A 26,953-nucleotide genomic window follows, 5' to 3' on the forward strand; every position below is an offset into this window, starting at 1 on the left:
ACTCTGAAGACCTAGACTTTCTTGACGCCTGGGGTATACTAGTAAAAGATGTTTTGTCGTTCAATACATTAGACGTTGCAATACCTAAAAAGGTTTCACCGTTTTGGAGGAAATCATGAAAAAAATCAAAGAAATTATTGTAGTTGAAGGAAAAAGCGATACGCTTGCTATAAAACGATCTGTATTAGCAGATACAATAGAAACAAATGGTTCAGAAATTAGCATAGATACGCTAAACCGCATCAAAAGAGCACATGAGACTCGAGGGATTATTGTTTTTACTGATCCGGATTTTCCGGGCAAGAGAATTCGAGAGATCATTTCGGAGCATGTGCCAGGCTGTAAACACGCTTACTTAGAAAAATCTGATGCCATTGCGAAAGGTGACAAGGGTGTAGGCGTTGAGCATGCGTCGCGAGAAGCAATAATCGAAGCCCTCGAACATGTTAGAGAAGAACTATTAGAATCAGAGGATGAGTTGATCACATGGGACGACCTGATGGCTGCAGGACTAACGGGCGGCCCTGATTCAAAACATAGACGTGAAGTGATCGGAAGAGAGCTGCGTTTGGGTTATATGAATGCAAAACAATTACATAAACGTCTTAATATGTTCAGAGTCACACCAGTAGAATTTGAGCAGGCGTTAAAGGCGCTTTATAGCAATGAGGAGGAATAAAAGCATATGAGAAAAGATATATCGACTCCGCAATCGACGAAAGCCATACTGGAAAAGCATGGCTTTACGTTTAAAAAGAGCCTGGGTCAAAATTTCCTGATCGATCGTAATATCTTAAACAATATCGTAAATGCAGCAGATTTAACAGAGGATTCAGGCGTCATTGAAATTGGTCCTGGAATTGGAGCATTAACGGAATTTATTGCAAGATCATCGAAAAAAGCGGTAGCGTTTGAAATTGATCAACGCCTTCTACCTATATTAGAAGAAACGCTAGCTCCTTATCCACATGTGGATGTTATCCATAGTGATGTCTTAAAGGCGGATATACACGCTGTTATTAAAGAACACTTTGAAGAAGGACAAGATCTCATGGTTGTCGCGAACTTGCCCTATTACGTCACAACACCAATTATAATGAAACTTCTTCAAGATAAGCTTCCGATTCGAGGCATCGTATGTATGATTCAAAAAGAGGTTGCGGACCGTCTTGCAGCTTCACCTGGTACGAAGGATTACAACTCGCTCTCTATTGCGATCCAATATTACGCAACAGCCGAGACGATGATCAAGGTGCCTAAAACAGTATTTGTTCCAGCTCCAAATGTTGATTCATCTGTCATCAAGCTGACACTTCGAAAAGAACCGGCAGTTTCAGTTAAGGATGAAGACTTCTTCTTTACTGTTGTAAGATCATCATTTGCACAACGAAGAAAGACACTTTGGAACAACCTAACAAGCCAGCTCGTACCAAAAGATAAGAAAGAAGAGCTTCAAACGATACTAGAATCGATCGATATCGATCCTAAACGTCGTGGAGAAACCCTTTCTATCGAGGAATTCGGAAAATTAGCTGATGCTCTTTTACCTCTTGTAAAATAAACCTCATTTTTCCCCCATCTCTCACATAACCTTATAAAAGGAACAGAGGGAGCTATGGAGCTTGTTACTCCGAATAGGGGGAGTAAAATGAAACTAGAGATTGGATCAATTGTAAGCAGAAACTCTTACAAACGAGATTTACTATTTCGGGTTGTAGGATTCAGTGAGGATCGGACCATTGCTGAACTCGCTGGAGAAGAGCTAAGACTCTGGGCAGATGCTCCTATCGATGACTTATTCGTCGTTGATGACAAGCATATGTCTGAACATAGGCAAGTCGAAAAAGAAAAAGAAGAGTCTTCATTAAAACTATTTAGGCAGGACTATTATTTATTAAGGCAAAAGCGTGAGTATTTATCAACGAATGGATATCAATATGATCAATCATACTTTGAACTTCCTGGTAGAGTGCTTCATATTGACGGAGACCCTTTATACTTAAATAAATGCTTGGAGCTTTATAAGAAGCTAGGAGTGCCTGTGTATGGCATTCATATGAAGGAATCAGAAATGCCTGAGAAAGTTCCTGCGCTTGTAGATGAGGTGAGACCTGATATTCTTGTAATAACGGGTCACGATGCCTATATGAAATCAAAAGGCGATGTGACAGATGTGAATGCGTATCGTCATACAAAATATTTCGTTAGAACCGTTCGTGAAGTTAGAAGAAAATATACACATCTCGACCATTTAATGATTTTTGCAGGTGCCTGTCAGTCCCATTTTGAATCTTTAATAAAAGTAGGCTCTAATTTTGCAAGCTCACCTGCTCGTATAAATATCCATGCGCTCGATCCGGTCTATATTGTCTCAAAGATCAGTTTGACGTCTTTTATGGACCGCGTAAACGTTATGGACGTCCTCCGCAACACCTTAACAGGTAAAGAAGGATTAGGCGGGGTTGAGACAAAGGGATTCCTAAGAACAGGAATGCCGATTAAATCAAAACCATAACGCAAAAAAACTCCGGATTTCTCCGGGGTTTTTGCGTTAGGATCTCACTGTAAACTCCTATAGTTAACGCGTTTTTTGTCGTACCAAAAAAAGATGAATGAAAGAAATTTATATCAAAAGTGCCCGAATTAAACAATTATTTGTAAGAAATATTCATTTTATACATAATGTACAGGAAATTTGGCATACTAAAAAAAGCAAAAAAAGGATATTTGGTCATTGACATGAAAATGCTTTGCTTGCTATAATGAAAATTTTAATTTGACAAAAAAACACGATTTGTGTTATAATTTGTCTAAGTGAGGTGGAGCCTAAAATGGGTAAAACAATAGTGGACATTAGACGCTCTTTAGAGTCCAACGTGGGTAGAAGACTTTCTTTGCGTGCGAACGGCGGTCGACGTAAAACGATCGAACGACTTGGAACATTAGAAGAAACATACCCGGCAGTTTTTATTATCAAATTAGATCAGGACACCAACGCTTTTGAACGTGTTTCTTATAGTTACGCGGATGTACTCACAGAAACAGTAGAACTTACATTCTTAGAAGATACACAAGCAGCAATCGGGCAGTAAGAGTCTTTACTGCTATTTTTTTTACTTGCTGGTTGTGGTCGGCATAATAAATACATATAATCAGCACCATCACGTAAGATAAAACCCCTTTTGGAGATACTATGATGTATCGCATATGAAAGGGGTTTTCTTATGGGACGAACAAAAAATGGCATGATGTCTGAAGGGTTAAAAACAGAGATCGCAAAAGAACTTGGCTTTTATGATACTGTTCAGCGTGAAGGCTGGGGTGGAATTCGCTCTAAAGACGCAGGCAATATGGTAAAACGGGCTCTAGAGATCGCTGAACAACGCTTTAACAGCGGAAACAGATAAATATGCGGTAGTTCTAGCCGGAGGCCAATCGCGTCTCCGGTTTTTCTCTACAGGGAAGGTTTGATTTTTTCTATATTTCACGCCACATACTGTGTTACTATTAAAAATATCAAAATTGTGCAAGATGGTAGGCAGGGATAATGATGACAATTAATAAAGTATCCATTAAAGCTCCAGCAAAAATTAATCTGTCTCTCGATGCGTTGCGTAAAAGAGAAGACGGATTTCATGAAGTGGCTATGGTAATGACGACGGTAGATCTGGCTGATCGGATCGAACTAACTTTATTAGAGGCGGACGAGATTAAGATCGAAAGTTCCGGTGGCTTTGTTCCACTTGATGAACGAAATCTAGCCTTTCAAGCAGCATTGCTTTTAAAGAAAACATTTAACATTACAAAAGGTGTTTATATACATATATCTAAGCACATCCCTGTTGCAGCCGGACTAGCGGGCGGAAGCAGTGATGCGGCAGCTACATTAAAAGGACTTAATGAACTCTGGGGACTTGGCCTGTCATTGGATGAATTGGCTGAGCTGGGTGCGAAGATCGGTTCAGACGTTTCTTTTTGCGTGTACGGAGGAACAGCTTTAGCGACGGGAAGAGGGGAAAAGATTCATCATATCTCGTCGCCTCCTCCTTGTTGGGTCCTCTTAGCTAAACCGCCGATCGGAGTTTCTACAGGTGAAGTGTATCGAAACTTAAGGCTTCAAGGCGTTAAGCATCCTGATGTAGAAGGGATGGTAAAAGCCATCGAGGAAAAAGATTACGATAAGATCTGCAGCCTTCTAGGAAATGTTTTAGAATCGGTTACGCTCAAGATGTATCCAGAAGTAAAACATATTAAAGAGCAGATGATGCGCCTTGGAGCAGATGCTGTGCTTATGAGTGGAAGCGGACCAACTGTTTTCGGTCTGTTTCAGCACGAATCCCGGCTTCAAAGAGTGTATAACGGTTTAAGAGGCTTTTGTCACGAAGTTTATGCTGTTCGTTTATTAGGGGAATGATTGATAAAATCCGTATAAAAATGGTATATTATCTTCAAACATTCGGTTTTGGAGGATAATATGAAATTAAAAAGAAGCGGAAGAATGGTAGATTTAACAGGTTACCTTCTTCACCATCCCCATCAACTCATCCCTTTATCTTATTTTGTAGAACGGTACGAATCGGCCAAATCATCGATAAGTGAAGACCTGGCTATCATTAAAGAACATTTTGAACAGCACGGTTTAGGCCATGTTCAAACGGTTCCAGGTGCAGCCGGCGGCGTTAAATATATTCCAGGCATAGATCAAGCAGAAGCGGAAGAAACGGTAAAAGAACTCGTTGAGCTGCTTGAAGACCCTAGCCGTATCTTGCCTGGAGGCTATTTGTACGTCACAGATATCATCGGAAACCCAAGATTAGTGAACCAGATCGGAAGGCTGTTCGCATCTGCTTTCTCATCGCGGAAAATTGATGTAGTGATGACGATCGCAACAAAAGGTATCCCGCTTGCATACGCAGTAGCGACACATCTAAACGTTCCTGTCGTCGTTGTACGAAGCAACAGCAGAGTAACAGAAGGGTCTACCGTAAGTATTAACTATGTGTCGGGTTCAACTAAACGTATACAGACGATGGCTCTTGCAAGAAGAAGTATCAAACAGGGGTCACGTGTACTCATCATCGATGACTTTATGAAAGCCGGCGGAACGATCAAGGGAATGATCAGCTTGATCGAAGAGTTTCAAGCACACATTGAAGGTATCGGTGTTCTCGTTGAGGCTCAAGAAGTTTCAGAGAGACTTGTAGATGATTATGTTTCCATTGCACGGCTTGCACAAGTGAACGAAAAAGAAAATCGCATCGAAGTGGAAAAAGGCAACTACTTTCTAAACGGAGGTCAACAATGATGAAAAAAATTCATACAGAAGAAGCACCAGCAACAATCGGCCCTTATTCTCAAGGAATCACAATCGACCAGTTATTCTTCAGTTCAGGTCAGATTCCTCTTACAAAAGAAGGCGTCATGATAGATGGAGATGTGAAGGAACAGACTCATCAAGTTTTTCAAAACCTGCAAGCGGTCTTGAAAGAAGCAGGATCTTCGCTTGATCAAGTCGTAAAAGCAACGGTATTTATTAGCGACATGAACGAGTTTGCTGATATTAATGAAGTGTATGCAGAATATTTCAACGAACATAAACCAGCACGCTCTTGTGTAGAGGTTGCAAGACTTCCAAAAGATGCAAAAGTAGAAATCGAAGTTATCGCACTTACAAAATAAGTCCTTCTAGGGCTTATTTTTTTTTGCTCTTCAAATGGTAAAACAATTCGCGGGAGTATTTCTAAAATTCTAGGATTGATTAATTATGTTGAATCATGGTCATTTATACCCCAATTGGTATAAATTAAATTTCGCTCTAAGTAAATCCTGTAGCAAATTTCTTCGTGGCTTACTTGAACGATGAACGGGTAATAATTTCGCTCAAAAAGAATCTAAAATACTAGGCGGGGAAGGACGTCGCAAATTTTTTAAAAATTTTTATTATTCCAAGAAGGATTTTGTAAAAAGCTGCAGAATTGTAGTATTACGTTCTTATTTTGGAAAAAGGTGGTGTTTGTGAATGGAAGTGACTGACGTAAGATTACGCCGTGTAAATACAGAAGGTCGTATGAAAGCGATTGCCTCCATTACAATCGATCATGAATTTGTTATTCATGATATTAGAGTAATTGATGGCAATAATGGAATGTTCGTGGCTATGCCAAGCAAACGAACACCAGATGGAGAGTTCCGTGATATCGCGCATCCAATCACGTCTAGTACACGTGAGAAGATCCAAAACGCGGTGTTAACAGAATATCACCGTATGGGAGAGATGGAGTCTGCTTTAGAAGAAGCAGGAGCTTCTTAATATCTCAATAAGAATTTAGAGCCTAGTCAGAATGATTGGGTTCTTTTTATTTGCTCTTTTTTCCTCATAAGAGAGAACCTTCCTATATATACCCCTTACCTATTAAAAAATCACCTCATTTTTCAATAAAATTTATCAAACCATTGACAATCCCGCGTCACTTCTTGAAATGACTACGTGTTTAAGATATATTCGTAATGGTATGTTAAGAAATATATAAGATTTAGGAAAATGGATGGAGGTTCACAATGACAAATCGCTATGCGGTCATTCTTGCTGCGGGTCAAGGAACAAGGATGAAATCCAAATTATATAAAGTGTTACATCCTGTTTGTGGGAAACCGATGGTTCAACATGTGGTTGATCAGATCAACTCTCTTCAAATGAAACAGCTGGTGGCTGTTGTCGGCCATGGTGCTGAAAAAGTTCAAGATCAATTGGGCTCTGACGTTCAGTACGTGCTTCAAGAAGAGCAGCTTGGTACTGCACATGCTGTTATGCAAGCTGAAAACGCCCTAGCAAATAAAGAAGGAATCACACTTGTTGTTTGTGGTGATACACCTCTTATTACATCGGAAACAATGGAAAAGCTCATTGCAGAACATGAGTCTCTCGGTGCAAAAGCAACAATCCTTACTGCTAAAGCTGAGGATCCTACTGGATACGGGCGTATTATCCGTAACAGTGAAGGGACGGTTGAGCGCAATGTAGAACACAAAGATGCGTCTGAAGAAGAGCGTAAAGTAACTGAGATCAATACAGGGACTTACTGCTTTGATAATAAGGCGTTGTTTGATGCGCTTAAACAAGTTAATAACGAAAACGTACAAGGCGAATATTATTTGCCTGATGTTATAGAGATTTTAAAAAATGCTGGCGAAGTTATAGCTGCTTATCAAACACCTGATTTTAATGAAACATTAGGTGTAAATGACCGAGTAGCATTATCGCAAGCTGAACGTTATATGAAGAAACGAATTAACGAACGCCATATGAGAAATGGTGTTACGCTGATCGATCCTGATCAAACCTATATTTCAGATGATGCAGAAATCGGAAGCGATACGGTCATCTATCCTGGGACAGTTATCTTAGGGCAAACGAAAATAGGAGAAGAAAACATTATTGGTCCTCAATCTGAGATCAAAGATAGTGTTATTGGAAATGGAAACACGATCCGTCAATCTGTTATTCACGACAGTGAAGTTGGAGATCTGACGGCAATCGGTCCATTTGCTCACATCCGTCCGAAGTCCGTTCTTGAGAACAACGTAAAGATCGGAAACTTTGTAGAAATAAAAAAATCTGTGATGAGTTCAGGAAGTAAAGCGTCTCATCTTAGCTATATCGGTGATGCTGAGATCGGAAAAGATGTTAACCTAGGCTGCGGATCTATCACAGTGAATTACGATGGTAAGAACAAGTTTTTAACAAAGGTTGAAGATGGAGCGTTTATTGGCTGTAACTCTAACTTGATTGCTCCGGTTACTGTCGGAAAGAATGCTTATGTTGCAGCTGGCTCAACAATAACAAATGATGTTCCTGCTGAGTCATTATCTATCGCGAGATCGCGTCAAACTGTTAAAGAAAACTATGTTCAAAAGCTAAACGAAAAACAAAACCAATAATTTTAAGAGTGGGGAAGGATGGAGCCATCAATGAGTACGTATGTAGATCCTACATTGAAAGTTTTCACGTTAAATTCTAACAAGGAATTATCAAAGGAGATTGCTCAGCACATTGGAATTGAGCTTGGAGAAAGTTCAGTTACAAAGTTTAGTGACGGGGAAATTCAGATTAATATTGAAGAAAGTATTCGTGGCTGTGAAGTTTATGTTATTCAATCTACAAGTGATCCCGTTAACCAACACTTAATGGAACTTTTAATCATGATTGATGCACTAAAGCGTGCCTCTGCAAAAACGATTAACGTAGTAATGCCTTACTATGGCTATGCGCGTCAGGACCGCAAAGCACGTGCACGTGAGCCGATCACAGCTAAACTTGTAGCTAACCTGCTTGAAACTGCTGGTGCAACTCGTGTTATTGCGATCGATCTTCATGCGACTCAAATTCAAGGCTTCTTCGACATCCCAGTTGACCAATTACTTGGTGTGCCGATCTTAGCAAATTATTTTGCAAACAAAGAATTAGATGATATCGTAATCGTATCGCCTGATCATGGCGGAGTTACGAGAGCAAGAAAGATGGCTGATCGCTTAAAGGCACCAATCGCTATCATTGATAAGCGTCGCCCTCGCCCGAACGTATCTGAAGTTATGAATATCGTTGGTAACATTGAAGGAAAAACAGCGATCTTAATCGATGATATTATCGATACGGCTGGAACGATTACTCTAGCAGCTAATGCACTTGTAGAAAACGGCGCGAAAGAAGTTTATGCATGCTGTACGCACCCTGTTCTATCAGGCCCTGCGATGGATCGTATCCAGAACTCTTCTATTAAAGAGCTAGTTGTTACAAACACGATCGTTCTTCCTGAAGAGAAGAAGATTGATAAAGTAACACAGCTTTCTGTAGCTCCTTTATTAGGAGAAGCAATCATTCGCGTTCACGAGCAACTATCTGTATCTAAATTGTTTGATTAAGATTATAAAGCTCTTCTATAGAGATTTTTGCATTTGAGATTTTTTTACTCTCATCTTTGGAATTGATTGAAGTGGAAGGTGCGAGACTCCTGGGGGATCAGCGGGACAGGTGAGACTCTTAACAGCGCAAAGCGCTAAGAGGCTCACCGCACGCCCCCCCGGAAAGCGAGCACCTGAAACGGAAATCAACTACTTTCAAGAGCAACAAGGAAAACACTGATTAACTTTCGCTTAAGAAGTGCTTGCTAAATCGATTTCTAACTTCACGTTTTAAAATCTTTCAGTTCGGGTAATGCTTTAAAGAGACTCGAAATAGGAAAGGTGGATCTCATTATGGCAACGAATCTAACAGTCGAAAAAAGAAATACAGACAAACGTTCGATCTTAACGGAATTAAGAAGTAAAGGACAGTTCCCTGCGAACCTTTATGGTTATGGAACTAAATCTGTTTCTTTATCCGTTGATGAGCCTGAATTTATTAAAGCTTACAGAGAAGTAGGCAAGAATGGCGTACTTAAATTAAAAGTGGATGGAAAAGATTATTCTGTCATGGTACAGGATATGCAAGTTCATCCTTTGAAAAATTCTGTTACGCACGTAGATTTTCTAGCAATTGACTTAAATAAAGAAACAGAAGCAGAGGTGCCTGTTGTCCTAACTGGTGAATCTGTTGGAGTTAAAGAAGGCGGAGTATTGCAACGTGTACTTGCAACAGTAAACGTTAAAGCATTACCTGCGGACTTCCCAGAACAATTAGAAGCTTCTGTTGAAGAATTAAATATAGGGGATTCCTTATCAGTTAAGGACTTGCCAACTGGTAAAAAATACGAGATTCTTCACGAGGAAGACGAAGTAATTGCGAGTGTAACACCTCCAAAACTTCAAGATGAAGAAACGGACGAAGAAGCGGATGCAGAAGGAGATGCACCAGAATCCTCTGAATCTGTTGCTGATGACAGTCAAGAAGAAGAAAAGTAAGACGAATAGAATGAATGAATATAAAAACGCAGCGACCGCTGCGTTTTTATTCTGTTATCCCAATTGTGTATAATGTTTATAAGACAATTGAAGGTAAGGTGAACATAGAGTGAAATTGTTTATAGGGCTCGGGAATCCAGGATCTCGTTTTGATGGTACCCGGCATAATATAGGTTTTGAAGTCATCGATACATTATCAGACTCCTTAAACATCCCCCTGCAGCAAACAAAGTTCAAAGGAATTTACGGAACAGGTGTAGTTAAGGGTGAGAAGGTCTTCTTATTAAAACCGTTAACGTATATGAATTTATCTGGAGAATGTATAGGCCCTTTCATGGATTATTTTCAGATCCCATTAGAAGACATGATCGTCGTGTACGATGATCTCGATACGGTTCCAGGAAAATTAAGACTTCGCACAAAGGGAAGCGCAGGAGGGCATAACGGAATAAAATCCATGATCGCTCACCTTGGTACGCAAGAATTTAAAAGAATCCGATTTGGTATCGGACGTCCTACGAACCAACAGCCAGTTCCAGACTTCGTATTAAATCGTTTTTCTAAAGAGGAATCTATAGATATCGAACATGGTATCGATCGATCTGTGAAAGCGTGTGAAGCTTTTCTAGACACATCGTTTGATAAAGTTATGAATAAGTTTAACGGCTAAAGAATAGATTACACATGTTCCGCTCATAATGGTTAGTATAATGCTAACCGAAAGGGGACTGTGCATGGCTATTCATTACCGGTGCAGGCATTGTAAAACACACGTTGGTACGATTGACCACCATACTGTGAATGCGGCACAACTTGGATTTGAAACATTAAGTAACGAAGAACGGCAGGAATTACTCTCCTATAAAGAGAATGGAGATATAGAAGTTACAACGACATGTGAGGATTGTCAGGATACGCTAGAACGAAATCCAGAGTATCACACACTGAAATCCTTTATTCAATAAGGTAATGCTTTGGCCACAGCCTATCTAAGCGGGCCAAAGCCTTTTTCTGTTTAAATGTTTAAATTAAGCGTTATTAAATATTTTTTGATTAGATTTTGCTTTTGTATCATCATTGTAAATTGATTGTAGTGCAAGGTGCGTGCCTACCACCTGAAGAACATCTCGCAAGGCATGCGACGAGGAAGCTTACTCCTCTAGCCTTAACTTGTAGACGCAGGAGCAAGGAGCATAAAGGAGGGACAGGTGAGACACTTACCCGTGCAAAGCGCAAAGTGGCTCACCGCACGCCCCCCGGAAAGCGAGTACCTGGAACGGAGATCAACTACTTACAAAAGCAATAGAACCAATGACTAGCTCTTGTGAGAGGGGGAGTAAGAAATGCTTGGATTGAAAAAATATTTTAGTCAGGGAGAAGACTTTAAATCAATAATGGATGGCATCAATGGAGGACTGAAAGAACAACTCGTCGCTGGTCTTTCAGGCTCTGCCCGAACGATGCTTATCAGCAGTCTTCACGAGAATACAGGAAAACCTCAGCTCGTCGTGACCCATAATCTGTTTCAAGCACAAAAACTATATGAAGATCTAACTTCTCTTTTATCTGAAGATGAAGTTTATTTATATCCTGTAAATGATCTGATCTCATCTGAGATGGCCATATCGAGTCCTGAATTAAAAAGCCAAAGAATCGAGGCTTTAAATCAGCTGAGTCGATCTTTTAAGGGTGTAATCATTACGCCTGTTGCGGGGTTAAGACGATACTTGCCACCTGTTGAAGTCTGGGAAAAAGCTGGTCTTTCTTTTCAGGTAGGTGAAGATATCGATTCAGACGAAGTCTTAAAAAAATTAGTTGCGATGGGTTATGAACGTTCATCGATGGTTCAAACACCGGGAGAATTTAGTGTTCGTGGTGGAATTATAGATATTTATCCGCTTACTGAAAAGAACCCTGTTCGAATTGAGCTTTTTGATACAGAGATCGACTCTATTCGATATTTTGAAGCAGAAACACAGCGTTCACAGGATAAGGTAAAGACAATTTCCATTGCACCAGCTGAAGAACTTATTCTTTTTGATGAACATTATAACAGCGCTGCAGATCGCATAGATGCGAAGTTAGCCTCTACCTTAAAAAATATCAAAGATGATGCACTTAAAGAAACACTCGTTGAAAATATCAGCTATGAAACAGGAAGATTGCGCGAAAAGCAGCAGTTTCAAAGCATGTATAAATACGCATCCCTCTTTTACGATGAACCGGCGAGTCTTCTGCAATACATATCACCTAATAGCTTAGTGGTAATGGATGAGATCGGCCGTATTCAGGAAACGAGTCAACAGCTAGATAAAGAAGAAGCAGAATGGCAGACCGCACTTCTTGAACATGGAGAGCTGGTACAGGACCTTGCGATCTCGCCAGATACGAATGGATTGCTTGGTGATAAGAAGGCGTTTCCTATTATCTATCTATCTCTGTTCTTAAGACATGTGCCGCACACACAGCCTCAAAATATTCTGAACGTAGAATGCAAGAGCATGCAGAATTTCCACGGTCAGATGAATGTATTAAAAGGTGAGATGGATCGTTGGAAAAAGCTTGGATTTGCGATCGTTTTTATTGCGATGAACAAAGAGCGTGCAACCCGGCTTGAACGCGTACTTGCAGATTATGAGATGGATGCAGGTATTATTGGAGCAGACCAGAACATTCAGCCGAAAACGAGTCAGATCTTACTTGGAGATCTTGGAAGCGGGTTTGAATCTGTTAAGCAAAAGCTCGTTGTAATCACAGAAGAAGAAGTATTTACGAAAAAAGCAAAACGTCCTGCAAGAAAACAGAAGATGACGAACGCAGAGCGAATCAAGAGCTACTCAGAATTAAAAGTTGGCGATTATGTCGTTCACGTGAATCACGGGATCGGTAAATACTTAGGAATCGAAACGCTTGAGATCAAAGGGGTTCATAAAGATTATCTGCATATTAAATATTCCGGAAACGATAAGCTTTATGTGCCGGTTGAACAGATCGACCAAGTTCAAAAATATGTAGGCTCTGAAGGCAAAGAACCTAAGATTTACTCTCTTGGCGGCAGTGATTGGAAGAAAGTGAAGAGCAGGGTTAAGTCTTCGGTTCAAGATATTGCAGATGACCTCATCAAACTTTATGCAGAGCGTGAAGCGAGCAGAGGATACGCTTTCGCTGAAGATGGTGCTGAACAGAGTGAGTTTGAGGGAAGTTTTCCTTACCAAGAAACGGACGATCAGCTTCGTGCCATCGAAGAGATCAAAAAAGACATGGAGAGCATCCGTCCGATGGATCGTCTTCTTTGTGGAGATGTAGGTTACGGAAAAACGGAAGTGGCCATTCGTGCAGCGTTTAAGGCGATTATGGACGGTAAACAAGTAGCGTTCCTTGTCCCTACTACAATCTTAGCTCAACAGCATTTTGAAACATTTCGTGAGCGGTTTTCCGAGTTTCCGATCACGATCGGAAGCTTAAGTCGTTTTCGATCTAAAAAAGAGCAAAACGAAGTGCTTAAAGGCTTAAAAGCAGGTACGGTCGATATCGCAATCGGCACACACCGCCTGCTCTCTAAAGATGTTCAATATAAAGATCTAGGCTTGCTCATCATTGATGAAGAGCAGCGTTTCGGCGTTACGCACAAAGAAAAAATCAAAACACTAAAATCAAACGTGGATGTACTTACATTAACGGCAACGCCTATTCCGCGTACACTCCACATGTCGATGCTGGGTGTTCGTGATCTATCGGTTATTGAAACACCGCCTGAGAATCGTTTCCCGGTTCAAACATATGTGATGGATTATAATGGTTCTCTAGTTCGAGAAGCGATCGAAAGGGAGATGGGTCGCGGCGGGCAGGTGTATTTCTTATACAACCGAGTGGATTCGATCGAACGAATGGCAGAGCAAATCTCGATGCTTGTTCCAGATTGCCGTGTTGCCTATGCTCACGGTCAGATGTCTGAGAACGAGCTGGAAAGTGTCATGCTGGAGTTCTTAGAAGGAAACTATGATGTGTTAGTATCTACGACGATCATCGAGACAGGTGTGGACATTCCTAACGTTAATACATTAATCGTGTACGATGCGGATAAGATGGGACTTTCGCAGCTTTATCAGTTAAGAGGCCGTGTTGGGCGTTCTAACCGTGTCGCTTACGCGTATTTTACGTATCAACGGGATAAAGTACTAACAGAAGTTGCGGAAAAACGTCTGCAGGCTATTAAAGAATTTACCGAGTTGGGATCTGGGTTTAAGATCGCGATGCGAGATCTTTCCATTCGTGGTGCGGGTAACCTTCTAGGTGCCCAGCAACATGGATTTATCGACTCGGTAGGTTTCGATCTATACTCGCAGATGCTTGAAGAAGCGATTCAAGAAAGAAAAGGCAACAAGCCGAAAGAAGTGGAAGAAGACGTTGACCTGAACATTGAGGTGGATGCTTACATTCCGACGAATTATATTGGTGATGAAAAGCAAAAGATCGAGATGTACAAACATGTGCGTGCAGCAAAAGCTTTAAAAGATATATCCGACTTGCAAGAGGAATTTATCGACCGTTTCGGTGACTATCCCGTAGAAGTCGAATGCTTGCTTTTAGTAGCGGGCATTAAACTCCGTGCAAAACGAGAAGGCGTTAAGCTGATCGAACAGAAGCAGGATACGGTGAACATGATTCTAAATGAGAAGACCACTTCATTGCTTGATGGCGGAAAGATGTTCGATATTGCCAATAAGATCGGCCGACATGTAAATCTTGGCATGCAGGGTAATCTCATGAAAGTGATTATTAACCGAAAACGAGTAAAAGATTTAGATCTGTTGAAGCAGATCGACCTTTTCCTAAAAGAAATGAAGCATGCTAGGAAAGAAAAGACAACAAATACACCATAAATTATAATAACCCTCTCTTTCGTGAATAGAACAGGAGATGTAACAAATAATAAACCTAGGAAATGGAACATTCTTTCAGTGAAGGAACCATTTTGTTACATCAATGATTCATCATCATCCGAAAGAGAGGGCATTATCTATATGAAAGCAACTGGTATCGTTCGACGTATTGATGACCTCGGGCGCGTTGTCATTCCAAAAGAAATCCGCAGAACACTTCGGATTCGTGAGGGAGACCCGCTTGAGATCTTTGTAGACAGAGATGGAGAGGTCATTTTAAAGAAATATTCTCCAATCAATGAGCTTGGCGACTTCGCAAAAGAATATGCGGAAAGCCTTGCAGACAGTACAGGTCATGTTGTGTTAATTGCTGACCGTGATACATACATTGCGGTAGCTGGCGGATCCAAGAAAGATTATCACAATAAAAGCATTGGTAAAGTAGTAGAAGCTTCTATGAGTGACAGAAAGACATTAGTAGAGCCGAACGGAACGGAAGCTGAGCTGATCGATGGGATCAAAGAAAACACATCTCACGTGATCGCGCCGATTATCGCAGGTGGAGACCCAATTGGAGCTGTTGTTATGATTGGTAAAGAAGGAAAGAAGCTCACAGAACTTGAGCAAAAACTTTCTGAAACTGCAGCTGGATTTCTAGCAAGACAGATGGAGCAATAAGAAAGAGCGATCTATGCTCTTTCTTTTTTTTGCGCTGTTGGAACGAGCTTTCCTCCTTATCGCTCTCTTTATGGTATCGGATGAGAATCGCATATCGCAGGGCGATATACACGGACTATGGTATAATACCTTGAATTATGTTCATCCAAAAAAGAATGTGTCGACAATTGTCGTCCCGGGAAATATAAATGCTATAAATTTAGAGGTACTTCATGAAAACAAAGAACTATTCTGTCTGGGAAGGGGCTATGCTGCTGACCGCAGCTGCCATTATCGTAAAATTACTCAGCGTCGTTTATCGGATTCCTTATCAGAACATGACGGGTGATTTTGGTTTTTATGTGTTTCAGCAAGCTTATCCGTTTTATGCCATAGCAGTGGCTATTGCGTTTACAGGTTTTCCGATGGCTCTGTCAAAAATGATCGTGTCAGAGAAGAAAAAAGATGATCATTTAATCAAAACAGCAGCGTGGACTTCTGTTAGTTTAGGTTTAGTATCATTCCTATTTTTATTTTTAGCAGCACCGTTCATCGCACAATGGATGGGAGACCGGCATCTAGAACTGCCGATCAAAGTGATATCTGTTCTTTTTCTGTTTATTCCGCTCTCTGCCTTTTTTAGGGGGACCTATCAAGGGTTTGGCGATATGCAACTGACGGCTGTTTCGCAGTTGATCGAACAGACAATCAGAGTTTCAGGCATCTTATTCTTATCTTATTATTTCGTTTTAAAAGGATACTCCAGTTATGAAACAGGAGCAGCAGCGCTCTTTGGGTCAGTTATTGGTGCGCTCGCATCAGGATTGTTTCTTTTGTACTTCTGGAAAAAAGGTGTAGCGGCCCCCTATAGCCCGAAGGCAAGATTTAGTTTTCTATATGCAGCAGAGTTATTAAAAACGAGTATCTATCTGTCATTAAGCGCACTCATCTTAGCGATGATGCAGCTTGTTGATGCTTTTCTTTTCGTTAACGTTTGGATAGAAAGCGGTATGGAAGCTTATGATGCAAAACTTCTGAAAGGCGTTTTTGACCGCGGTCAACCTCTTCTTCAGTTAGGAACAGTGCTAGCCGCATCTGTAGCACTTGCCGTAGTACCGGAGATGGCGTCACTTGCAGCAGAAAAGAAACAAAAAGAGATTAGAACGCTTGCCAAGCTCTCCGTGAAAATTTCTATCGTTTTTGGCGGGGCGGCGGCAATCGGACTTATCTTTATTATGAAATATCTCAATGTTATGCTGTTTAAAAATGATGATGGATCGCTTGCTCTTGCTATCCTCTGTATTTCGATTATTTTTGTCTCCATCATCTATACGACCACAGGACTTTTGCAAGGAATCGGTCATGGTCGGTTTCTGGCATACACCGTTCTTATCGCGGTATTGATAAAAATTCTTGGCAACTTGTTGCTCATCCCTTCTTTTGGTATGGAAGGGGCAGCTGGATCTACCGTGCTGGCTACAATGGCTGCAGCGGTTGCACAACTATTGAAGCTTCAATTCGTTACGAAGTTTCTAACCGGAAGCAGAAAAACAACACTCCTTACACTATTCATCTCCCTGTTATTGATGGGTGCAGGTGTATGGACATGGATTCATCTGACGGAAAACTATGTATTCATAGCAGATACTCGCTTTGAAGCGATGCTGATCAGTATCAGTGCTTCATTTATTGGTGCAGTGATCTATATTCTCTGCATCTTATTATTTAAAGTATTTTCTAAAAATGAATGGAACTCGGTCTTTCATTCTGTTGCTTTTATTCAAAAAGTGTTTAAACGTCTAAAAAAAAGGAGACCATGATGACGAAGAAGATTACGATTATCGGGTTAGGTGCAGGAGATTTAGACCAGATGACACTTGGCATCTACCGCATGTTAGAATCAGCTGAAAAAGTATACGTACGAACGATTCATCACCCTGCGATCGAAGAATTAATGAATCAAGGAAAGCACTTTGTTGCATTTGATGAAATCTATGAAAAACATGAACAGTTTGAACCGGTTTATGAAGAGATTGCTGAAACCTTATTTGCGCAAGCTGAGGTAGAAGGCCATGTCCTTTATGCTGTGCCAGGCCATCCGTTAGTTGCGGAGCAAGCGGTACAGATTCTACTTCACAACAGTAAGAGTAAAGGAATCGACGTTTCGGTAGCTGGCGGAAAGAGTTTCCTTGATGAAATGTATACGGCCCTAAAGATTGATCCGATTGAAGGATGTCAGATTCTTGATGGAACTTCATTAAAAAAAGACGAGGTTCAGATCAGGCACCACCTTGTAATCGTACAAGTATACGATAACTTTATCGCTTCAGAAGTAAAGCTAACCTTGATGGATAAGTATCCTGATGATTATGAAGTAACAATCGTTACAGCAGCAGGCAGTGCTGAGGAGTCTATTAAAGTAGTACCTCTATATGAGCTAGATCAGTCTGTTACATTGAATAATTTAACTGCCGTGTATGTTCCTCCGGTAAAAGAAGAAGAACTGTTATACAGAGACTTTGCGTTCTTAAAAAATGTCATTGCTCGGCTGCGTGGTCCTGGAGGCTGTCCGTGGGATCAAAAGCAAACGCATGTGACGTTAAAGAAGTATTTGATCGAGGAAGCTTATGAAGTGTTAGAGGCGATTGATGAAGAAGACGATGATGCTCTGGCTGAAGAATTAGGCGATGTGCTTCTTCAAGTTCTGCTTCACGCACAAATTGGTGAAGATGAAGGTTTCTTTGTTTTAGAAGATGTGATTGAAGCGTTAACCGAAAAGATGATCCGTCGCCATCCTCACGTTTTTAGCGATGTTTCTGCAGAGGATGCAGATCAGGTTGTTGCGAATTGGGATGCGATTAAATCACAAGAAGCAGGAAAAGAAGATCGTGATTCTTTATTAGATGGCGTACCAAAGGGAATTCCAGCTATCCAAAAAGCGTTTCTTTATCAAAAAAAGGCAGCGAAAGTTGGCTTCGATTGGAAAGAAGTTGAACCGGTAGTCGATAAGATCTTAGAAGAATTAAAAGAGTTTCAAGAAGCTGAGGGCGATGAACAGCAAAAAGAATTAGGTGATCTGTTGTTCTCTGTCGTGAATCTAGCCCGTTTTTACAAGATTGATCCGGAAGAAGCTCTAAATGAAACAAACCGTAAATTCAAGAAGCGTTTCAACTACATCGAGCAGGAACTGAAGAAGCAAAGTCTCTCTTTTGAGGACGTAACTTTAGAAGAAATGGACCGTCTTTGGAACGAGGCAAAATAATTTTTTTTTCAACAAAGAAGGATTATAGTGAAAAATAGAGAATATTTTCTCGAGAAATATCATGAAACCCTTAATTATAGGGGGTTTCTAGCGAAATCTTTGATAGAAACTTTAGGAGGTAATTAAAATGAACAAAAATGAATTGGTAACAAATATCTCAGAAAAGTCAGGACTTACTAAGAAAGACGTAGAAACAGTCGTTAATGGCGTAATCGATGAAATCACTTCTGCTCTAAAAGACGGAGACAAAGTACAGTTTGTTGGATTCGGAACTTTCGAAACTCGCGAGCGTTCTAGCCGTACTGGCCGCAACCCTCAAACAGGTAAAGAAATTCAAATTCCAGCAGCAACTGTTCCGGCATTTAAAGCAGGAAACAAGCTGAAAGAAGCTGTTAAGTAAGCATGCGCTTAGATAAATTTCTGAAAGTCTCGCGCCTGATCAAGCGGAGAACCGTGGCGAAAGAGATTTCAGATCAAGGGCGTATCTCCATTAACGGATTGCAAGCGAAGGCTTCCTCTGATGTTAAAGTTGGGGACGAGCTTGCGATACGTTTTGGTCAAAAGCTTGTTAAAGTCAAGATCAACGAGCTTAAAGATACGACAAAAAAAGAGGACGCGGATAACATGTATACCGTCCTTGAAGAAAATCGCATCGAAACGACTGAGTAAAGAACCTGATTTTTCAGGTTCTTTTCTTTTTTTAGCGATAATTGTTTAACACTTACGAATCCTTGGTATATACGAGTAGGTTTGTAAGGGTCGTTTTAAAGGAAAGGTTTTCGTACAGCTTGTTCTATTCTTCTTTGATGTTTCATACATTTGTATGGAATAGAGGAGGGGAATGTATGGACCAACGATATGATCTGAATGGATATAATCAAAAAGTGAGCACACCCAACCACGATGTAAGAATGATAGGAAGAAAGAATCTAGAGATTACAGGTGTTAAGCAAGTAGAAAGTTTTGATAATGAAGAGTTCTTGCTTGAGACAACGATGGGCTTTTTAGCGATCCGCGGGACAAACTTGAAGATGAAGAATCTTGATGTGGAATCAGGTGTTGTAAATATTGAAGGAAAAGTATTCGATCTTGTTTACCTGGACCAGCAGACCGGTGAAAAGACTAAAGGCTTCTTCAGCAAACTGTTCAAATGACCTTAACCGTACAGTTTGAAACGATGCTTTCTATGGTTTTCATGGGAATCTGGATCGGAATGGCTGTCGATACGTACAGCCGATTCATCCATGAAAAGCGAAAGTGGCATTGGCTCCATTTTTTTAATGATCTGATGTTTTGGCTGGTACAGGCTTTGCTGGTCTTTTATGTCCTTCTACACGTGAATCACGCGGAGATTCGATTTTACATTTTTATTGCTCTCATTTGCGGTTATGCGGCGTACCGAGCACTTTTTGAACGAATCTATAAAAAGATACTTGAGTGGATGGTATCGGCGGTCGCCTCACTTTTTCGTTTTTTATACCGTTTACTTAACTCTTTAATCGTTATGCCGATAAAATGGTTAATTATGCTCATATCCGCTATTCTTTTATATGTACTTAACATCTTGCGGAAAATTATTATGGTACTATTCATGATTCTTTTTTCTCCTTTTAAGTGGGTTGGAAGACTCATATGGCGTTTCATACCAAAGCAAAAATGGTATAATTTAAAAGAGAAATATTCAAAATTAGCAGGGTTTTTCATTTCTGCGAAGAATAAAGTCAGCAATTGGAAGGGAAAAAAGAAGTAAAGGAGGGGAACAGCGAACAAATGCGCCAGAAAAAAATAACAGAGATTCACTCACAATACATCCAGAATAAAGAGCGTCATGAGCAAGTGATCGCTAAACGTAAGCGTGGTTTATACAGGCGCTTAACGGGGGCTTTTATCGTATTTTCCTTTTTTGCTTTTTTAATTATTACGGGTATTGCAGAACAGCTCTCCCTTTTAAATGAAAAACAGATGGAACAAAAAGAATTAAGCAACGAATACAAAGCTCTTTTAGAAGAAAAGGCACAACTTAAAGATGAAGTGAATAAACTAAAAGACGAAGAATACATTGGAGAAATCGCCAGACGCGACTTTTTTATGTCAAAACCTGGTGAAACAATCTTTAAACTTCCAGAATAAAGCATTAAGCGTAGATTGACACGCAGATTTTTTCGATTGTATAATAAGTAATGATATCTTAGGAGATTTTTTAAGGAGGAGCATTTTTTGCATGTCAATTGAAGTAGGCAGCAAGTTGCAAGGTAAAGTTACTGGGATTACTCATTTTGGAGCGTTTGTAGAGCTGCCAGGGGGTACAACAGGACTCGTGCATATTAGCGAAGTTGCGGATAATTACGTAAAGGACATCAACGAATTTCTTAAAGTTGGTGATCAAGTCGAAGTTAAGGTTATGAGCGTCGAAAAGGACGGGAAGATTGGTTTATCTATCAAGAAAGCAAAAGAAAATGTTGCATCTGCTAGTAGACCAGCTCCTGCAAGAGGCGGGTTTAACAAATCTCGCAAAGGTCCTAACCGAGGCGGTAACAACCATTCAACGGCATTATCTTTTGAGGATAAGATGAACAAATTCCTTAAAGATAGTGAAGATCGACTCACTACTTTAAAGCGTAGTACTGAATCAAAAAGAGGTGGCCGCGGCGGCCGAAGAGGATAATTGTTGCATTTTTAATGCTCATTCATCTATATATGGCTAGCACTCTATTCTTCATGAATAGGGTGCTTTTTTGTTTGTTTTTGTTAGCTGTTATTCTTTTGTGTCAGGATGCTATCGTTTAAGATAACAAAAGTCCATTTTTAATAGTGTTGCTTTCAAATCCTTTTCTCCTTTGACAAGTTGATTGGAGTGCAAGGTGCGAGACTCCTACGGGACGAGCGGTCAGGTGGAGACTCCTAATGGCGCAAAGCGGCAGGAGGCTCACCGCACGCCCCGTGGAAAGCGAGCAGCTGGAGCGGAAATCGACTACTTTCAAGAGCAACAATGCATACCGAAAACAGTCTATTAAAAACACCAGAAAAAACTTTTTCGACAAATTTTCAAAGAACCGTTGACAGAGTACCTGGATAGATGTAATATACTACTTGTGTCTTTTACAAATGGCGGTGTAGCTCAGCTGGCTAGAGCGTACGGTTCATACCCGTGAGGTCGTGGGTTCGACTCCCTCCGCCGCTACCATTTTAATTTTGACATCTACATACAAACGTACAAGAGTATCCGTCAGCGGGTACTCTTTTTTTGTGTCTATTCCCATCAAAATTATTTTAAACATCTATCATTTTATATTTTTCTTCATAATTCTCCTTAATAACTTCAAAAATGAAAATTCCTTTTCTCTTTTTGTAAGAATGTTGTCCGCTTTTGCTCTTCTTTCGTGAAATAGTGGAGAAGTCCGTCGATAAGTTTTTAAAACCTTAACTGCTCTTTTGACAAAATCTTTGTTCTAAACCTGTTTATAATGGTTACACAAATTGGAAACGGGTGGTGTATGGGATGTGGCAGAAGGTGGAACAAGAAGTACTCGAACCGATTAGAGGAATGGTGTGGGTTGAAAAAGGTCAGCAGGCGGTAACGAAGACGAGTAAGAGATGGCTTCAGATTTTGAACCAGAGCATTTTTAACTGGAGAATGCTGTTGTTTGGAATTGGTTTTTTGTTAGGACGAGCTATGATTCTAGCTGAGATGTCTCCCTTTGCTTTACCATTTGCAGCTAGTGTTTTCGTTTTGAGAAAAGAACGGACAGGCATTGCTGTCTTTGCGATCTTGGCAGGAGCGATGTCGCATCAACCGATGAACGCTTTGTTCTTTATAAGTGCTCTACTTGTCTATGCAAGCCTACAAAAAGGAGCAGACCTGTTCATAAAGAATCGGATGCAAAGTCTTCCACTATTGGTCTTCGGTTCTTCCTTAATCACGCGAACTGTGTTCTCTATGTTCGGTGAAGGAGGATTAGAGCGGGTCGATACGATGCTCGCGCTAGTTGAAGGAGGACTGAGCTTAGTCCTTACGCTAATCTTTTTACAAAGCATACCGCTTTTAACGAATAAAAAGATTCCTCAATCGTTGAAAAACGAAGAGATTGTTTGCTTGATGATACTTCTTGCTTCTGTCATGACCGGAACGATCGGCTGGCAGATTAATGATGTGGCCGTAGAACATGTTGTTTCACGTTACTTAGTATTGTTGTTTGCTTTTGTGGGGGGCGCTGCGATCGGTTCTACTGTTGGTGTTGTTACAGGTCTGATCCTAAGTCTCGCGCAAGTGGCAAGCCTTTCTCAAATGAGCTTATTAGCTTTCTCTGGACTGCTCGGCGGTCTTTTGAAAGAGGGTAAACGATTTGGCGTAAGTCTTGGGCTTATCATCGGAACCGTCATGATCGGTTTATATGGTGAGGGACGATCTGAAATCACATCCACACTGATGGAATCAGGGTTTGCTGTTCTGCTCTTCTTATTAACACCGAAGACTGCGATCAGCAACATTTCAAAATATGTACCAGGTACAAGAGAACATTCCATGCATCAACAGCAATATTTGAAGAAGATTCGCGACGTGACCGCGAGTCGCGTTGAGCGATTCTCAAGCCTCTTCCAAGCTCTATCGCATTCGTTTCAATCCGTAGGTTCATCTTTAAATGAGGAAGAGAGCACACGTGAAGTGGATCTTTTCTTAAGCAACATTACAGAAAAAACATGTCAGACTTGTTTTAAGAAGGAACAGTGCTGGGCGCAGAATTTCACAACGACTTACGACTTGATGAATAGGCTGATGGTCGAGCAAGAAGATTATAGTAATATTAAGGATCGGAAATTAAAGCGAGATTGGGAAAAACATTGCATCAAGCCTGAAAAGATAACAGATCTCATGAAAAAAGAACTAACGCAATATCGAGCTTCTCAAAAATTGAAGATTCAAGTACAGGAAAGCCGTCGTTTAGTTGCTGATCAGCTGATGGGCGTTTCACAAGTGATGGGCGACTTCGCAAAAGAGATACAGCGAGAGCAGGAGAACCACCAAATTCAAGAAGAGCAGATCAAAGACTCTCTGGCTCAAGCGGGAATTGATGTTGGCCATGTGGATATTTACAGTCTAGAAACGTCTAATGTCGATATTGAAATGACGATTCCCTCTTGCAACGGCTCCGGGATCGCTGAGAAGCTTATCGCGCCGATCTTATCCGACATATTGGAAGAGACGATTCTCGTGACGCACGAAGATTGCGCAAACTATCCGACTGGCTTCTGTCATCTATCTTTTCATTCAGCGCGAGAATATGTAGTTGAAACAGGAATTGCTTCAGCAGCCAAAGGGGGAGCGTGGCTTTCGGGGGATAGCCATTCGACGATAGAGATCGGCGCTGGGAAGTTCGCTGTTGCGATTGCAGATGGGATGGGTAACGGAGAACGAGCGTTCATTGAAAGCAATGAAACACTGCAGCTTCTGCAAAAAATTCTTCAGTCCGGAATTGAAGAAGAAGTTGCCATTAAGTCAGTCAACTCTGTGCTCTCGTTACGTACAACAGATGAGATTTTTTCTACGCTGGACCTTGCGATGATCGATCTGCAAGATGCTTCTGCAAAATTTTTAAAGATCGGTTCAACTCCTAGTTTTATTAAACGCGGAGACCAGATCAAAACAGTGGAAGCGAGCAACCTGCCGATGGGCATCATCCGAGATTTTGATGTCGACGTTGTTGATGAACAGCTGAAAGCAGGAGATATCCTCATCATGATGAGTGATGGAATCTACGAGGCTCCACGTCATATCGAAAATATAGATGCGTGGCTGAAGCGAAAGATCAGAGAGATCGATACCGAAGATCCGCAAGAGATAGCAGATCTGATCATGGAAGAAGTGATTCGTTCAGGAAATAACGGAATCGAGGATGATATGACGGTCGCTGTAACAAAGATCGAAAAGAACATTCCTAAGTGGGCAACTGTTCCACAATATCCGAAAGTAGCGATCAATCGAAAGAAAGCTCAATAGTTTATGAGAATAAGAGGCCGTTCTTTTCTTTGGAAAAGAGTGGTCTTTTTTATTTGAAGCCGCTCGCATTTGTAAGTGGACAGTATTTTGGCAGAAGTGGACAGTAAAATTTAAAAAGTGGACAGTAAATAATGAAGACTGGACAGTAAATATGTAAAAGTGGACAGTATTCCCGCTCCGACTTCATTTAGCGATTATGTATTGCGGTCTTTTCTGCGTATAAACCACCGCTTTCTTGACGAAGATGGTAATAGTTAAAATTCGTACTTGAGAGGGGTTAGCGTTATGCGAAACAAAGGAACGCTGCGTCAAATTTTACTGATTACAGATGGGTGCTCGAACCAGGGTGAAGATCCGATCGCAATGGCGGCACTTGCTAACGAACAAGGAATAGCTGTAAACGTTATTGGCGTACTGAATGAGAATGCACCAGAGTATCATAGACAAGGTTTAAAAGAAGTAGAAGAGATCGCGATGGCCGGCGGTGGCATAAGTCAGGTTGTTTATACGAAACAACTCGCACAAACGGTGAAGATGGTCACTCAAAAAGCAATGGCCCAAACGATAAAAGGCGTTGTAAATGCTGAACTGCAACAGATACTTGGAAGTCAGTCTACCATGGAAGATCTTCCGCCAGACAAACGAGGAGAAGTTATTGAAGTTGTCGATGAGATGGGAGAGACCATGAACCTTGAGATCTTAGTTTTGATTGATGCCTCTGGATCCATGGAAGACAAGATGCTAACGGTTCAAGAGTCTCTGCTTGATCTCTCTATATCGTTGAATTCGAGAATTGGAGATAACGAGTTTGCACTCTATGTTTTTCCGGGCAAAAGAACAGAGGCAGAAGAGCTTTTAAGCTGGTCGTCAAAACTAGAATCGATCGGTAAAACATTTTCAAAGATTTCACTTGGAGGGATCACACCGACAGGTCCTGCAATAAAAGAGGCTATAGCGGCTTTTGGCCGTAAACGATCGTCAAAAAGGAGATTCTTGTCCGATGATGCCCCAGGATATACGAACGAGTCCGGTATGTAACTTAGCAGTTGGTGATGAAATACGCGGTAAGTGGAATCATTCCAGATATCGGATTCGGCGCCGTTTAGGGTATGGAGCAACCGGTGCCGTCTACTTAGCTGATTCGGATCGAGGAGTGGTCGCACTTAAGATCGGGCATGATCAGATGTCAATTACATCTGAAGTTAATGTTCTGAAGCGTTTTTCTAAGGTCCAGGGGAAAGTCCTTGGACCTTCTTTAATCGATGTCGATGACTGGGTGACGAAAACGGCCACATACCCCTTTTACGCGATGGAATATTTAAAAGGAGAGACACTCTTTGATTTTATGAAGACAAAGTCTCCTGAATGGGCAGGAATCTTGCTCGTACAGTTGCTGACAGATCTTCATACCCTACATCAGGCGGGATGGGCGTTCGGTGACTTGAAACCTGACAACCTGCTTGTGACTGGCCCGCCTTACCGAATCCGCTGGATCGATGTTGGAGGAACGACTGTGATGGACAGGTCGATCAAAGAATACACAGAATTCTATGATCGAGGATATTGGGGTAAGGGAACTAGAAAAGCTGAGCCTTCGTATGATCTGTTCTCAGCGGGTATGGTGATGGTGAATCTTGCTTATCCATCTCGTTTCACGAAAAATGGAGATCCCGATAAACAGTTTCAATCAAAAATAGCAGGCAGTCCGGTGCTTAAGCCGTACGCTCCTATCTTACAAAAAGCGTGGAACGGCAAATACCGCAATGCAGAAGAAATGAGAAACGAGCTCGTTCTTTTATTGAACGCTAATGATAAAGCAAGATCTCCTCAAACACAGAGGAATTCAACACAAAAACCAGCATCAAGACAAGCGCAAAAGAAAAAGAAAAGCAGCTTTATCGTAGAAACATTTTTAGTCTTCACGTTTGTTTTCGTTGTGTACTTTTTTTATATGCTCGGTCAAACGATGTAAATAGTGTTCGTTCCTGCAATTCTTTGTTATGATTTTAACAGGCAATTTCGTAGAACTGCATTGCACTTGGAAGTAGTTACTTTCCGTTACAGGTTGCTCGCTTTCCGGGGGGGGGGGGGGGCGTGCGTTGAGCCTCTTAGCGCTATGCGCTGTTAAGAGTCTCACCTGTCCCGCTTCAAGAAAGTATTCTTGCTCCTGCGTCTACAAGTTATGCTATCGAAGTGAGATTCCTCGTCGCATGCCTTGCGAGAAGTTTCTCATGTGGCAGGCACGCACCTTGCACTTCA

At 41.1% G+C, this 26,953-nt stretch carries 27 protein-coding genes and 1 tRNA gene; all 28 read left to right on the top strand.

Features of this window, described 5'->3' with window-relative positions; all coding sequences use genetic code 11:
• Positions 1–115: 115 nt before the first annotated feature.
• The 28 genes from rnmV to ACNJYY_RS00380 all read left to right on the top strand — a co-directional run bounded on the left by rnmV (position 116) and on the right by ACNJYY_RS00380 (position 26,666).
• Complete coding sequence (gene rnmV, locus ACNJYY_RS00245; RefSeq protein ID WP_416730143.1) at positions 116–679, top strand: ribonuclease M5; 564 nt, start codon at positions 116–118, stop codon at positions 677–679.
• Between the two features lie 6 nt (positions 680–685).
• Positions 686–1,561, top strand: coding sequence for a 16S rRNA (adenine(1518)-N(6)/adenine(1519)-N(6))-dimethyltransferase RsmA (gene rsmA / locus ACNJYY_RS00250; protein WP_197223299.1), 876 nt, complete (start codon positions 686–688; stop codon positions 1,559–1,561).
• A gap of 87 nt (positions 1,562–1,648) precedes the next feature.
• A complete protein-coding gene (yabG, locus tag ACNJYY_RS00255) occupies positions 1,649–2,515 on the top strand; it encodes a sporulation peptidase YabG (RefSeq protein ID WP_416730144.1) in 867 nt (288 codons plus the stop codon).
• A 316-nt stretch (positions 2,516–2,831) separates the two neighbouring features.
• Positions 2,832–3,092: a biofilm formation stimulator Veg gene (gene veg / locus ACNJYY_RS00260; protein WP_066238125.1), complete on the top strand. Its 261-nt coding sequence runs from the start codon at positions 2,832–2,834 to the stop codon at positions 3,090–3,092.
• A 132-nt stretch (positions 3,093–3,224) separates the two neighbouring features.
• A complete protein-coding gene (locus ACNJYY_RS00265; RefSeq protein ID WP_416730145.1) occupies positions 3,225–3,407 on the top strand; it encodes a small, acid-soluble spore protein, alpha/beta type in 183 nt (60 codons plus the stop codon).
• Positions 3,408–3,550: 143 nt separating this feature from the next.
• Complete coding sequence (ispE, locus tag ACNJYY_RS00270; RefSeq protein WP_416731774.1) at positions 3,551–4,414, top strand: 4-(cytidine 5'-diphospho)-2-C-methyl-D-erythritol kinase; 864 nt, start codon at positions 3,551–3,553, stop codon at positions 4,412–4,414.
• A gap of 60 nt (positions 4,415–4,474) precedes the next feature.
• Positions 4,475–5,305, top strand: a complete 831-nt coding sequence (gene purR / locus ACNJYY_RS00275; protein ID WP_416730146.1) for a pur operon repressor — start codon at positions 4,475–4,477, stop codon at positions 5,303–5,305.
• Positions 5,302–5,679 (top strand): RidA family protein, encoded by a 378-nt coding sequence (locus ACNJYY_RS00280; RefSeq protein ID WP_416730147.1) that lies wholly within the window; start codon positions 5,302–5,304, stop codon positions 5,677–5,679. The genes purR and ACNJYY_RS00280 overlap by 4 nt, the downstream gene beginning before the upstream one ends.
• A 340-nt stretch (positions 5,680–6,019) precedes the next feature.
• Positions 6,020–6,310: a septation regulator SpoVG gene (spoVG, locus tag ACNJYY_RS00285; RefSeq protein WP_066238133.1), complete on the top strand. Its 291-nt coding sequence runs from the start codon at positions 6,020–6,022 to the stop codon at positions 6,308–6,310.
• Between the two features lie 248 nt (positions 6,311–6,558).
• A complete protein-coding gene (gene glmU, locus ACNJYY_RS00290; protein WP_416730148.1) occupies positions 6,559–7,938 on the top strand; it encodes a bifunctional UDP-N-acetylglucosamine diphosphorylase/glucosamine-1-phosphate N-acetyltransferase GlmU in 1,380 nt (459 codons plus the stop codon).
• A 30-nt stretch (positions 7,939–7,968) separates the two neighbouring features.
• Positions 7,969–8,919 (top strand): ribose-phosphate diphosphokinase, encoded by a 951-nt coding sequence (locus tag ACNJYY_RS00295; protein ID WP_066390512.1) that lies wholly within the window; start codon positions 7,969–7,971, stop codon positions 8,917–8,919.
• A 333-nt stretch (positions 8,920–9,252) separates the two neighbouring features.
• The gene (locus ACNJYY_RS00300; RefSeq protein WP_416730149.1) at positions 9,253–9,897 is read left to right on the top strand and encodes a 50S ribosomal protein L25/general stress protein Ctc; all 645 of its coding nucleotides are present in this window, start codon (positions 9,253–9,255) and stop codon (positions 9,895–9,897) included.
• A 109-nt stretch (positions 9,898–10,006) separates the two neighbouring features.
• Positions 10,007–10,567 carry an aminoacyl-tRNA hydrolase gene (gene pth, locus ACNJYY_RS00305; RefSeq protein ID WP_416730150.1) on the top strand — a complete coding sequence of 187 codons (561 nt, stop codon included), beginning with the start codon at positions 10,007–10,009 and terminating at the stop codon, positions 10,565–10,567.
• Between the two features lie 64 nt (positions 10,568–10,631).
• On the top strand, positions 10,632–10,862 hold the full coding sequence (locus ACNJYY_RS00310) for an anti-sigma-F factor Fin family protein (RefSeq protein ID WP_066390519.1): 231 nt from the start codon (positions 10,632–10,634) through the stop codon (positions 10,860–10,862).
• A gap of 378 nt (positions 10,863–11,240) precedes the next feature.
• Positions 11,241–14,780, top strand: coding sequence for a transcription-repair coupling factor (gene mfd / locus ACNJYY_RS00315; protein ID WP_416730151.1), 3,540 nt, complete (start codon positions 11,241–11,243; stop codon positions 14,778–14,780).
• 141 nt (positions 14,781–14,921) lie between these two features.
• Complete coding sequence (gene spoVT / locus ACNJYY_RS00320; RefSeq protein ID WP_066390522.1) at positions 14,922–15,458, top strand: stage V sporulation protein T; 537 nt, start codon at positions 14,922–14,924, stop codon at positions 15,456–15,458.
• Positions 15,459–15,670: 212 nt separating this feature from the next.
• The gene (locus tag ACNJYY_RS00325) at positions 15,671–17,257 is read left to right on the top strand and encodes a putative polysaccharide biosynthesis protein (RefSeq protein ID WP_416730152.1); all 1,587 of its coding nucleotides are present in this window, start codon (positions 15,671–15,673) and stop codon (positions 17,255–17,257) included.
• Positions 17,257–18,699: a nucleoside triphosphate pyrophosphohydrolase gene (gene mazG / locus ACNJYY_RS00330; protein WP_416730153.1), complete on the top strand. Its 1,443-nt coding sequence runs from the start codon at positions 17,257–17,259 to the stop codon at positions 18,697–18,699. Before ACNJYY_RS00325 ends, mazG begins: the two co-directional genes overlap by 1 nt.
• A gap of 127 nt (positions 18,700–18,826) precedes the next feature.
• Positions 18,827–19,099, top strand: a complete 273-nt coding sequence (locus ACNJYY_RS00335; RefSeq protein WP_066238167.1) for an HU family DNA-binding protein — start codon at positions 18,827–18,829, stop codon at positions 19,097–19,099.
• A gap of 2 nt (positions 19,100–19,101) precedes the next feature.
• Positions 19,102–19,368, top strand: a complete 267-nt coding sequence (locus ACNJYY_RS00340; RefSeq protein ID WP_066390530.1) for an RNA-binding S4 domain-containing protein — start codon at positions 19,102–19,104, stop codon at positions 19,366–19,368.
• 176 nt (positions 19,369–19,544) lie between these two features.
• Positions 19,545–19,853 carry a sporulation protein YabP gene (gene yabP / locus ACNJYY_RS00345; protein WP_416730154.1) on the top strand — a complete coding sequence of 103 codons (309 nt, stop codon included), beginning with the start codon at positions 19,545–19,547 and terminating at the stop codon, positions 19,851–19,853.
• Positions 19,850–20,449, top strand: coding sequence for a spore cortex biosynthesis protein YabQ (yabQ, locus tag ACNJYY_RS00350; protein WP_416730155.1), 600 nt, complete (start codon positions 19,850–19,852; stop codon positions 20,447–20,449). Before yabP ends, yabQ begins: the two co-directional genes overlap by 4 nt.
• Positions 20,450–20,469: 20 nt before the next feature.
• On the top strand, positions 20,470–20,829 hold the full coding sequence (locus tag ACNJYY_RS00355) for an FtsB family cell division protein (RefSeq protein ID WP_416730156.1): 360 nt from the start codon (positions 20,470–20,472) through the stop codon (positions 20,827–20,829).
• Between the two features lie 91 nt (positions 20,830–20,920).
• A complete protein-coding gene (locus ACNJYY_RS00360) occupies positions 20,921–21,364 on the top strand; it encodes a S1 domain-containing RNA-binding protein (protein ID WP_066390538.1) in 444 nt (147 codons plus the stop codon).
• Positions 21,365–21,806: 442 nt separating this feature from the next.
• Positions 21,807–21,883 (top strand) — tRNA-Met (locus ACNJYY_RS00365).
• A gap of 315 nt (positions 21,884–22,198) precedes the next feature.
• Complete coding sequence (spoIIE, locus tag ACNJYY_RS00370; RefSeq protein WP_416730157.1) at positions 22,199–24,694, top strand: stage II sporulation protein E; 2,496 nt, start codon at positions 22,199–22,201, stop codon at positions 24,692–24,694.
• Between the two features lie 285 nt (positions 24,695–24,979).
• Positions 24,980–25,732: a hypothetical protein gene (locus tag ACNJYY_RS00375; RefSeq protein ID WP_416730158.1), complete on the top strand. Its 753-nt coding sequence runs from the start codon at positions 24,980–24,982 to the stop codon at positions 25,730–25,732.
• Positions 25,695–26,666 carry a serine/threonine protein kinase gene (locus ACNJYY_RS00380; protein ID WP_416730159.1) on the top strand — a complete coding sequence of 324 codons (972 nt, stop codon included), beginning with the start codon at positions 25,695–25,697 and terminating at the stop codon, positions 26,664–26,666. Before ACNJYY_RS00375 ends, ACNJYY_RS00380 begins: the two co-directional genes overlap by 38 nt.
• The last annotated feature ends 287 nt before the right edge of the window (positions 26,667–26,953 follow it).

Source organism: Fictibacillus tiangongensis (genome assembly GCF_048083785.1).
Classification (GTDB): Bacteria; Bacillota; Bacilli; order Bacillales; family Fictibacillaceae; genus Fictibacillus.

Excerpts from the sequence above, each read along its gene's own strand:
- mfd (WP_416730151.1), top strand. The coding sequence starts at position 11,241 with ATGCTTGGATTGAAAAAATATTTTAGTCAGGGAGAAGACTTTAAATCA.
- ACNJYY_RS00295 (WP_066390512.1), top strand. The coding sequence starts at position 7,969 with ATGAGTACGTATGTAGATCCTACATTGAAAGTTTTCACGTTAAATTCT.
- purR (WP_416730146.1), top strand. The coding sequence starts at position 4,475 with ATGAAATTAAAAAGAAGCGGAAGAATGGTAGATTTAACAGGTTACCTT.
- ACNJYY_RS00280 (WP_416730147.1), top strand. The coding sequence starts at position 5,302 with ATGATGAAAAAAATTCATACAGAAGAAGCACCAGCAACAATCGGCCCT.
- ACNJYY_RS00300 (WP_416730149.1), top strand. The coding sequence starts at position 9,253 with ATGGCAACGAATCTAACAGTCGAAAAAAGAAATACAGACAAACGTTCG.
- ACNJYY_RS00355 (WP_416730156.1), top strand. The coding sequence starts at position 20,470 with ATGCGCCAGAAAAAAATAACAGAGATTCACTCACAATACATCCAGAAT.
- spoVG (WP_066238133.1), top strand. The coding sequence starts at position 6,020 with ATGGAAGTGACTGACGTAAGATTACGCCGTGTAAATACAGAAGGTCGT.
- spoIIE (WP_416730157.1), top strand. The coding sequence starts at position 22,199 with ATGTGGCAGAAGGTGGAACAAGAAGTACTCGAACCGATTAGAGGAATG.
- ACNJYY_RS00375 (WP_416730158.1), top strand. The coding sequence starts at position 24,980 with ATGCGAAACAAAGGAACGCTGCGTCAAATTTTACTGATTACAGATGGG.
- ispE (WP_416731774.1), top strand. The coding sequence starts at position 3,551 with ATGACAATTAATAAAGTATCCATTAAAGCTCCAGCAAAAATTAATCTG.
- ACNJYY_RS00360 (WP_066390538.1), top strand. The coding sequence starts at position 20,921 with ATGTCAATTGAAGTAGGCAGCAAGTTGCAAGGTAAAGTTACTGGGATT.
- yabQ (WP_416730155.1), top strand. The coding sequence starts at position 19,850 with ATGACCTTAACCGTACAGTTTGAAACGATGCTTTCTATGGTTTTCATG.
- yabP (WP_416730154.1), top strand. The coding sequence starts at position 19,545 with ATGGACCAACGATATGATCTGAATGGATATAATCAAAAAGTGAGCACA.
- spoVT (WP_066390522.1), top strand. The coding sequence starts at position 14,922 with ATGAAAGCAACTGGTATCGTTCGACGTATTGATGACCTCGGGCGCGTT.
- ACNJYY_RS00310 (WP_066390519.1), top strand. The coding sequence starts at position 10,632 with ATGGCTATTCATTACCGGTGCAGGCATTGTAAAACACACGTTGGTACG.
- veg (WP_066238125.1), top strand. The coding sequence starts at position 2,832 with ATGGGTAAAACAATAGTGGACATTAGACGCTCTTTAGAGTCCAACGTG.
- rsmA (WP_197223299.1), top strand. The coding sequence starts at position 686 with ATGAGAAAAGATATATCGACTCCGCAATCGACGAAAGCCATACTGGAA.
- ACNJYY_RS00265 (WP_416730145.1), top strand. The coding sequence starts at position 3,225 with ATGGGACGAACAAAAAATGGCATGATGTCTGAAGGGTTAAAAACAGAG.
- ACNJYY_RS00340 (WP_066390530.1), top strand. The coding sequence starts at position 19,102 with ATGCGCTTAGATAAATTTCTGAAAGTCTCGCGCCTGATCAAGCGGAGA.
- ACNJYY_RS00325 (WP_416730152.1), top strand. The coding sequence starts at position 15,671 with ATGAAAACAAAGAACTATTCTGTCTGGGAAGGGGCTATGCTGCTGACC.
- ACNJYY_RS00335 (WP_066238167.1), top strand. The coding sequence starts at position 18,827 with ATGAACAAAAATGAATTGGTAACAAATATCTCAGAAAAGTCAGGACTT.
- mazG (WP_416730153.1), top strand. The coding sequence starts at position 17,257 with ATGACGAAGAAGATTACGATTATCGGGTTAGGTGCAGGAGATTTAGAC.
- yabG (WP_416730144.1), top strand. The coding sequence starts at position 1,649 with ATGAAACTAGAGATTGGATCAATTGTAAGCAGAAACTCTTACAAACGA.
- rnmV (WP_416730143.1), top strand. The coding sequence starts at position 116 with ATGAAAAAAATCAAAGAAATTATTGTAGTTGAAGGAAAAAGCGATACG.
- glmU (WP_416730148.1), top strand. The coding sequence starts at position 6,559 with ATGACAAATCGCTATGCGGTCATTCTTGCTGCGGGTCAAGGAACAAGG.
- ACNJYY_RS00380 (WP_416730159.1), top strand. The coding sequence starts at position 25,695 with ATGATGCCCCAGGATATACGAACGAGTCCGGTATGTAACTTAGCAGTT.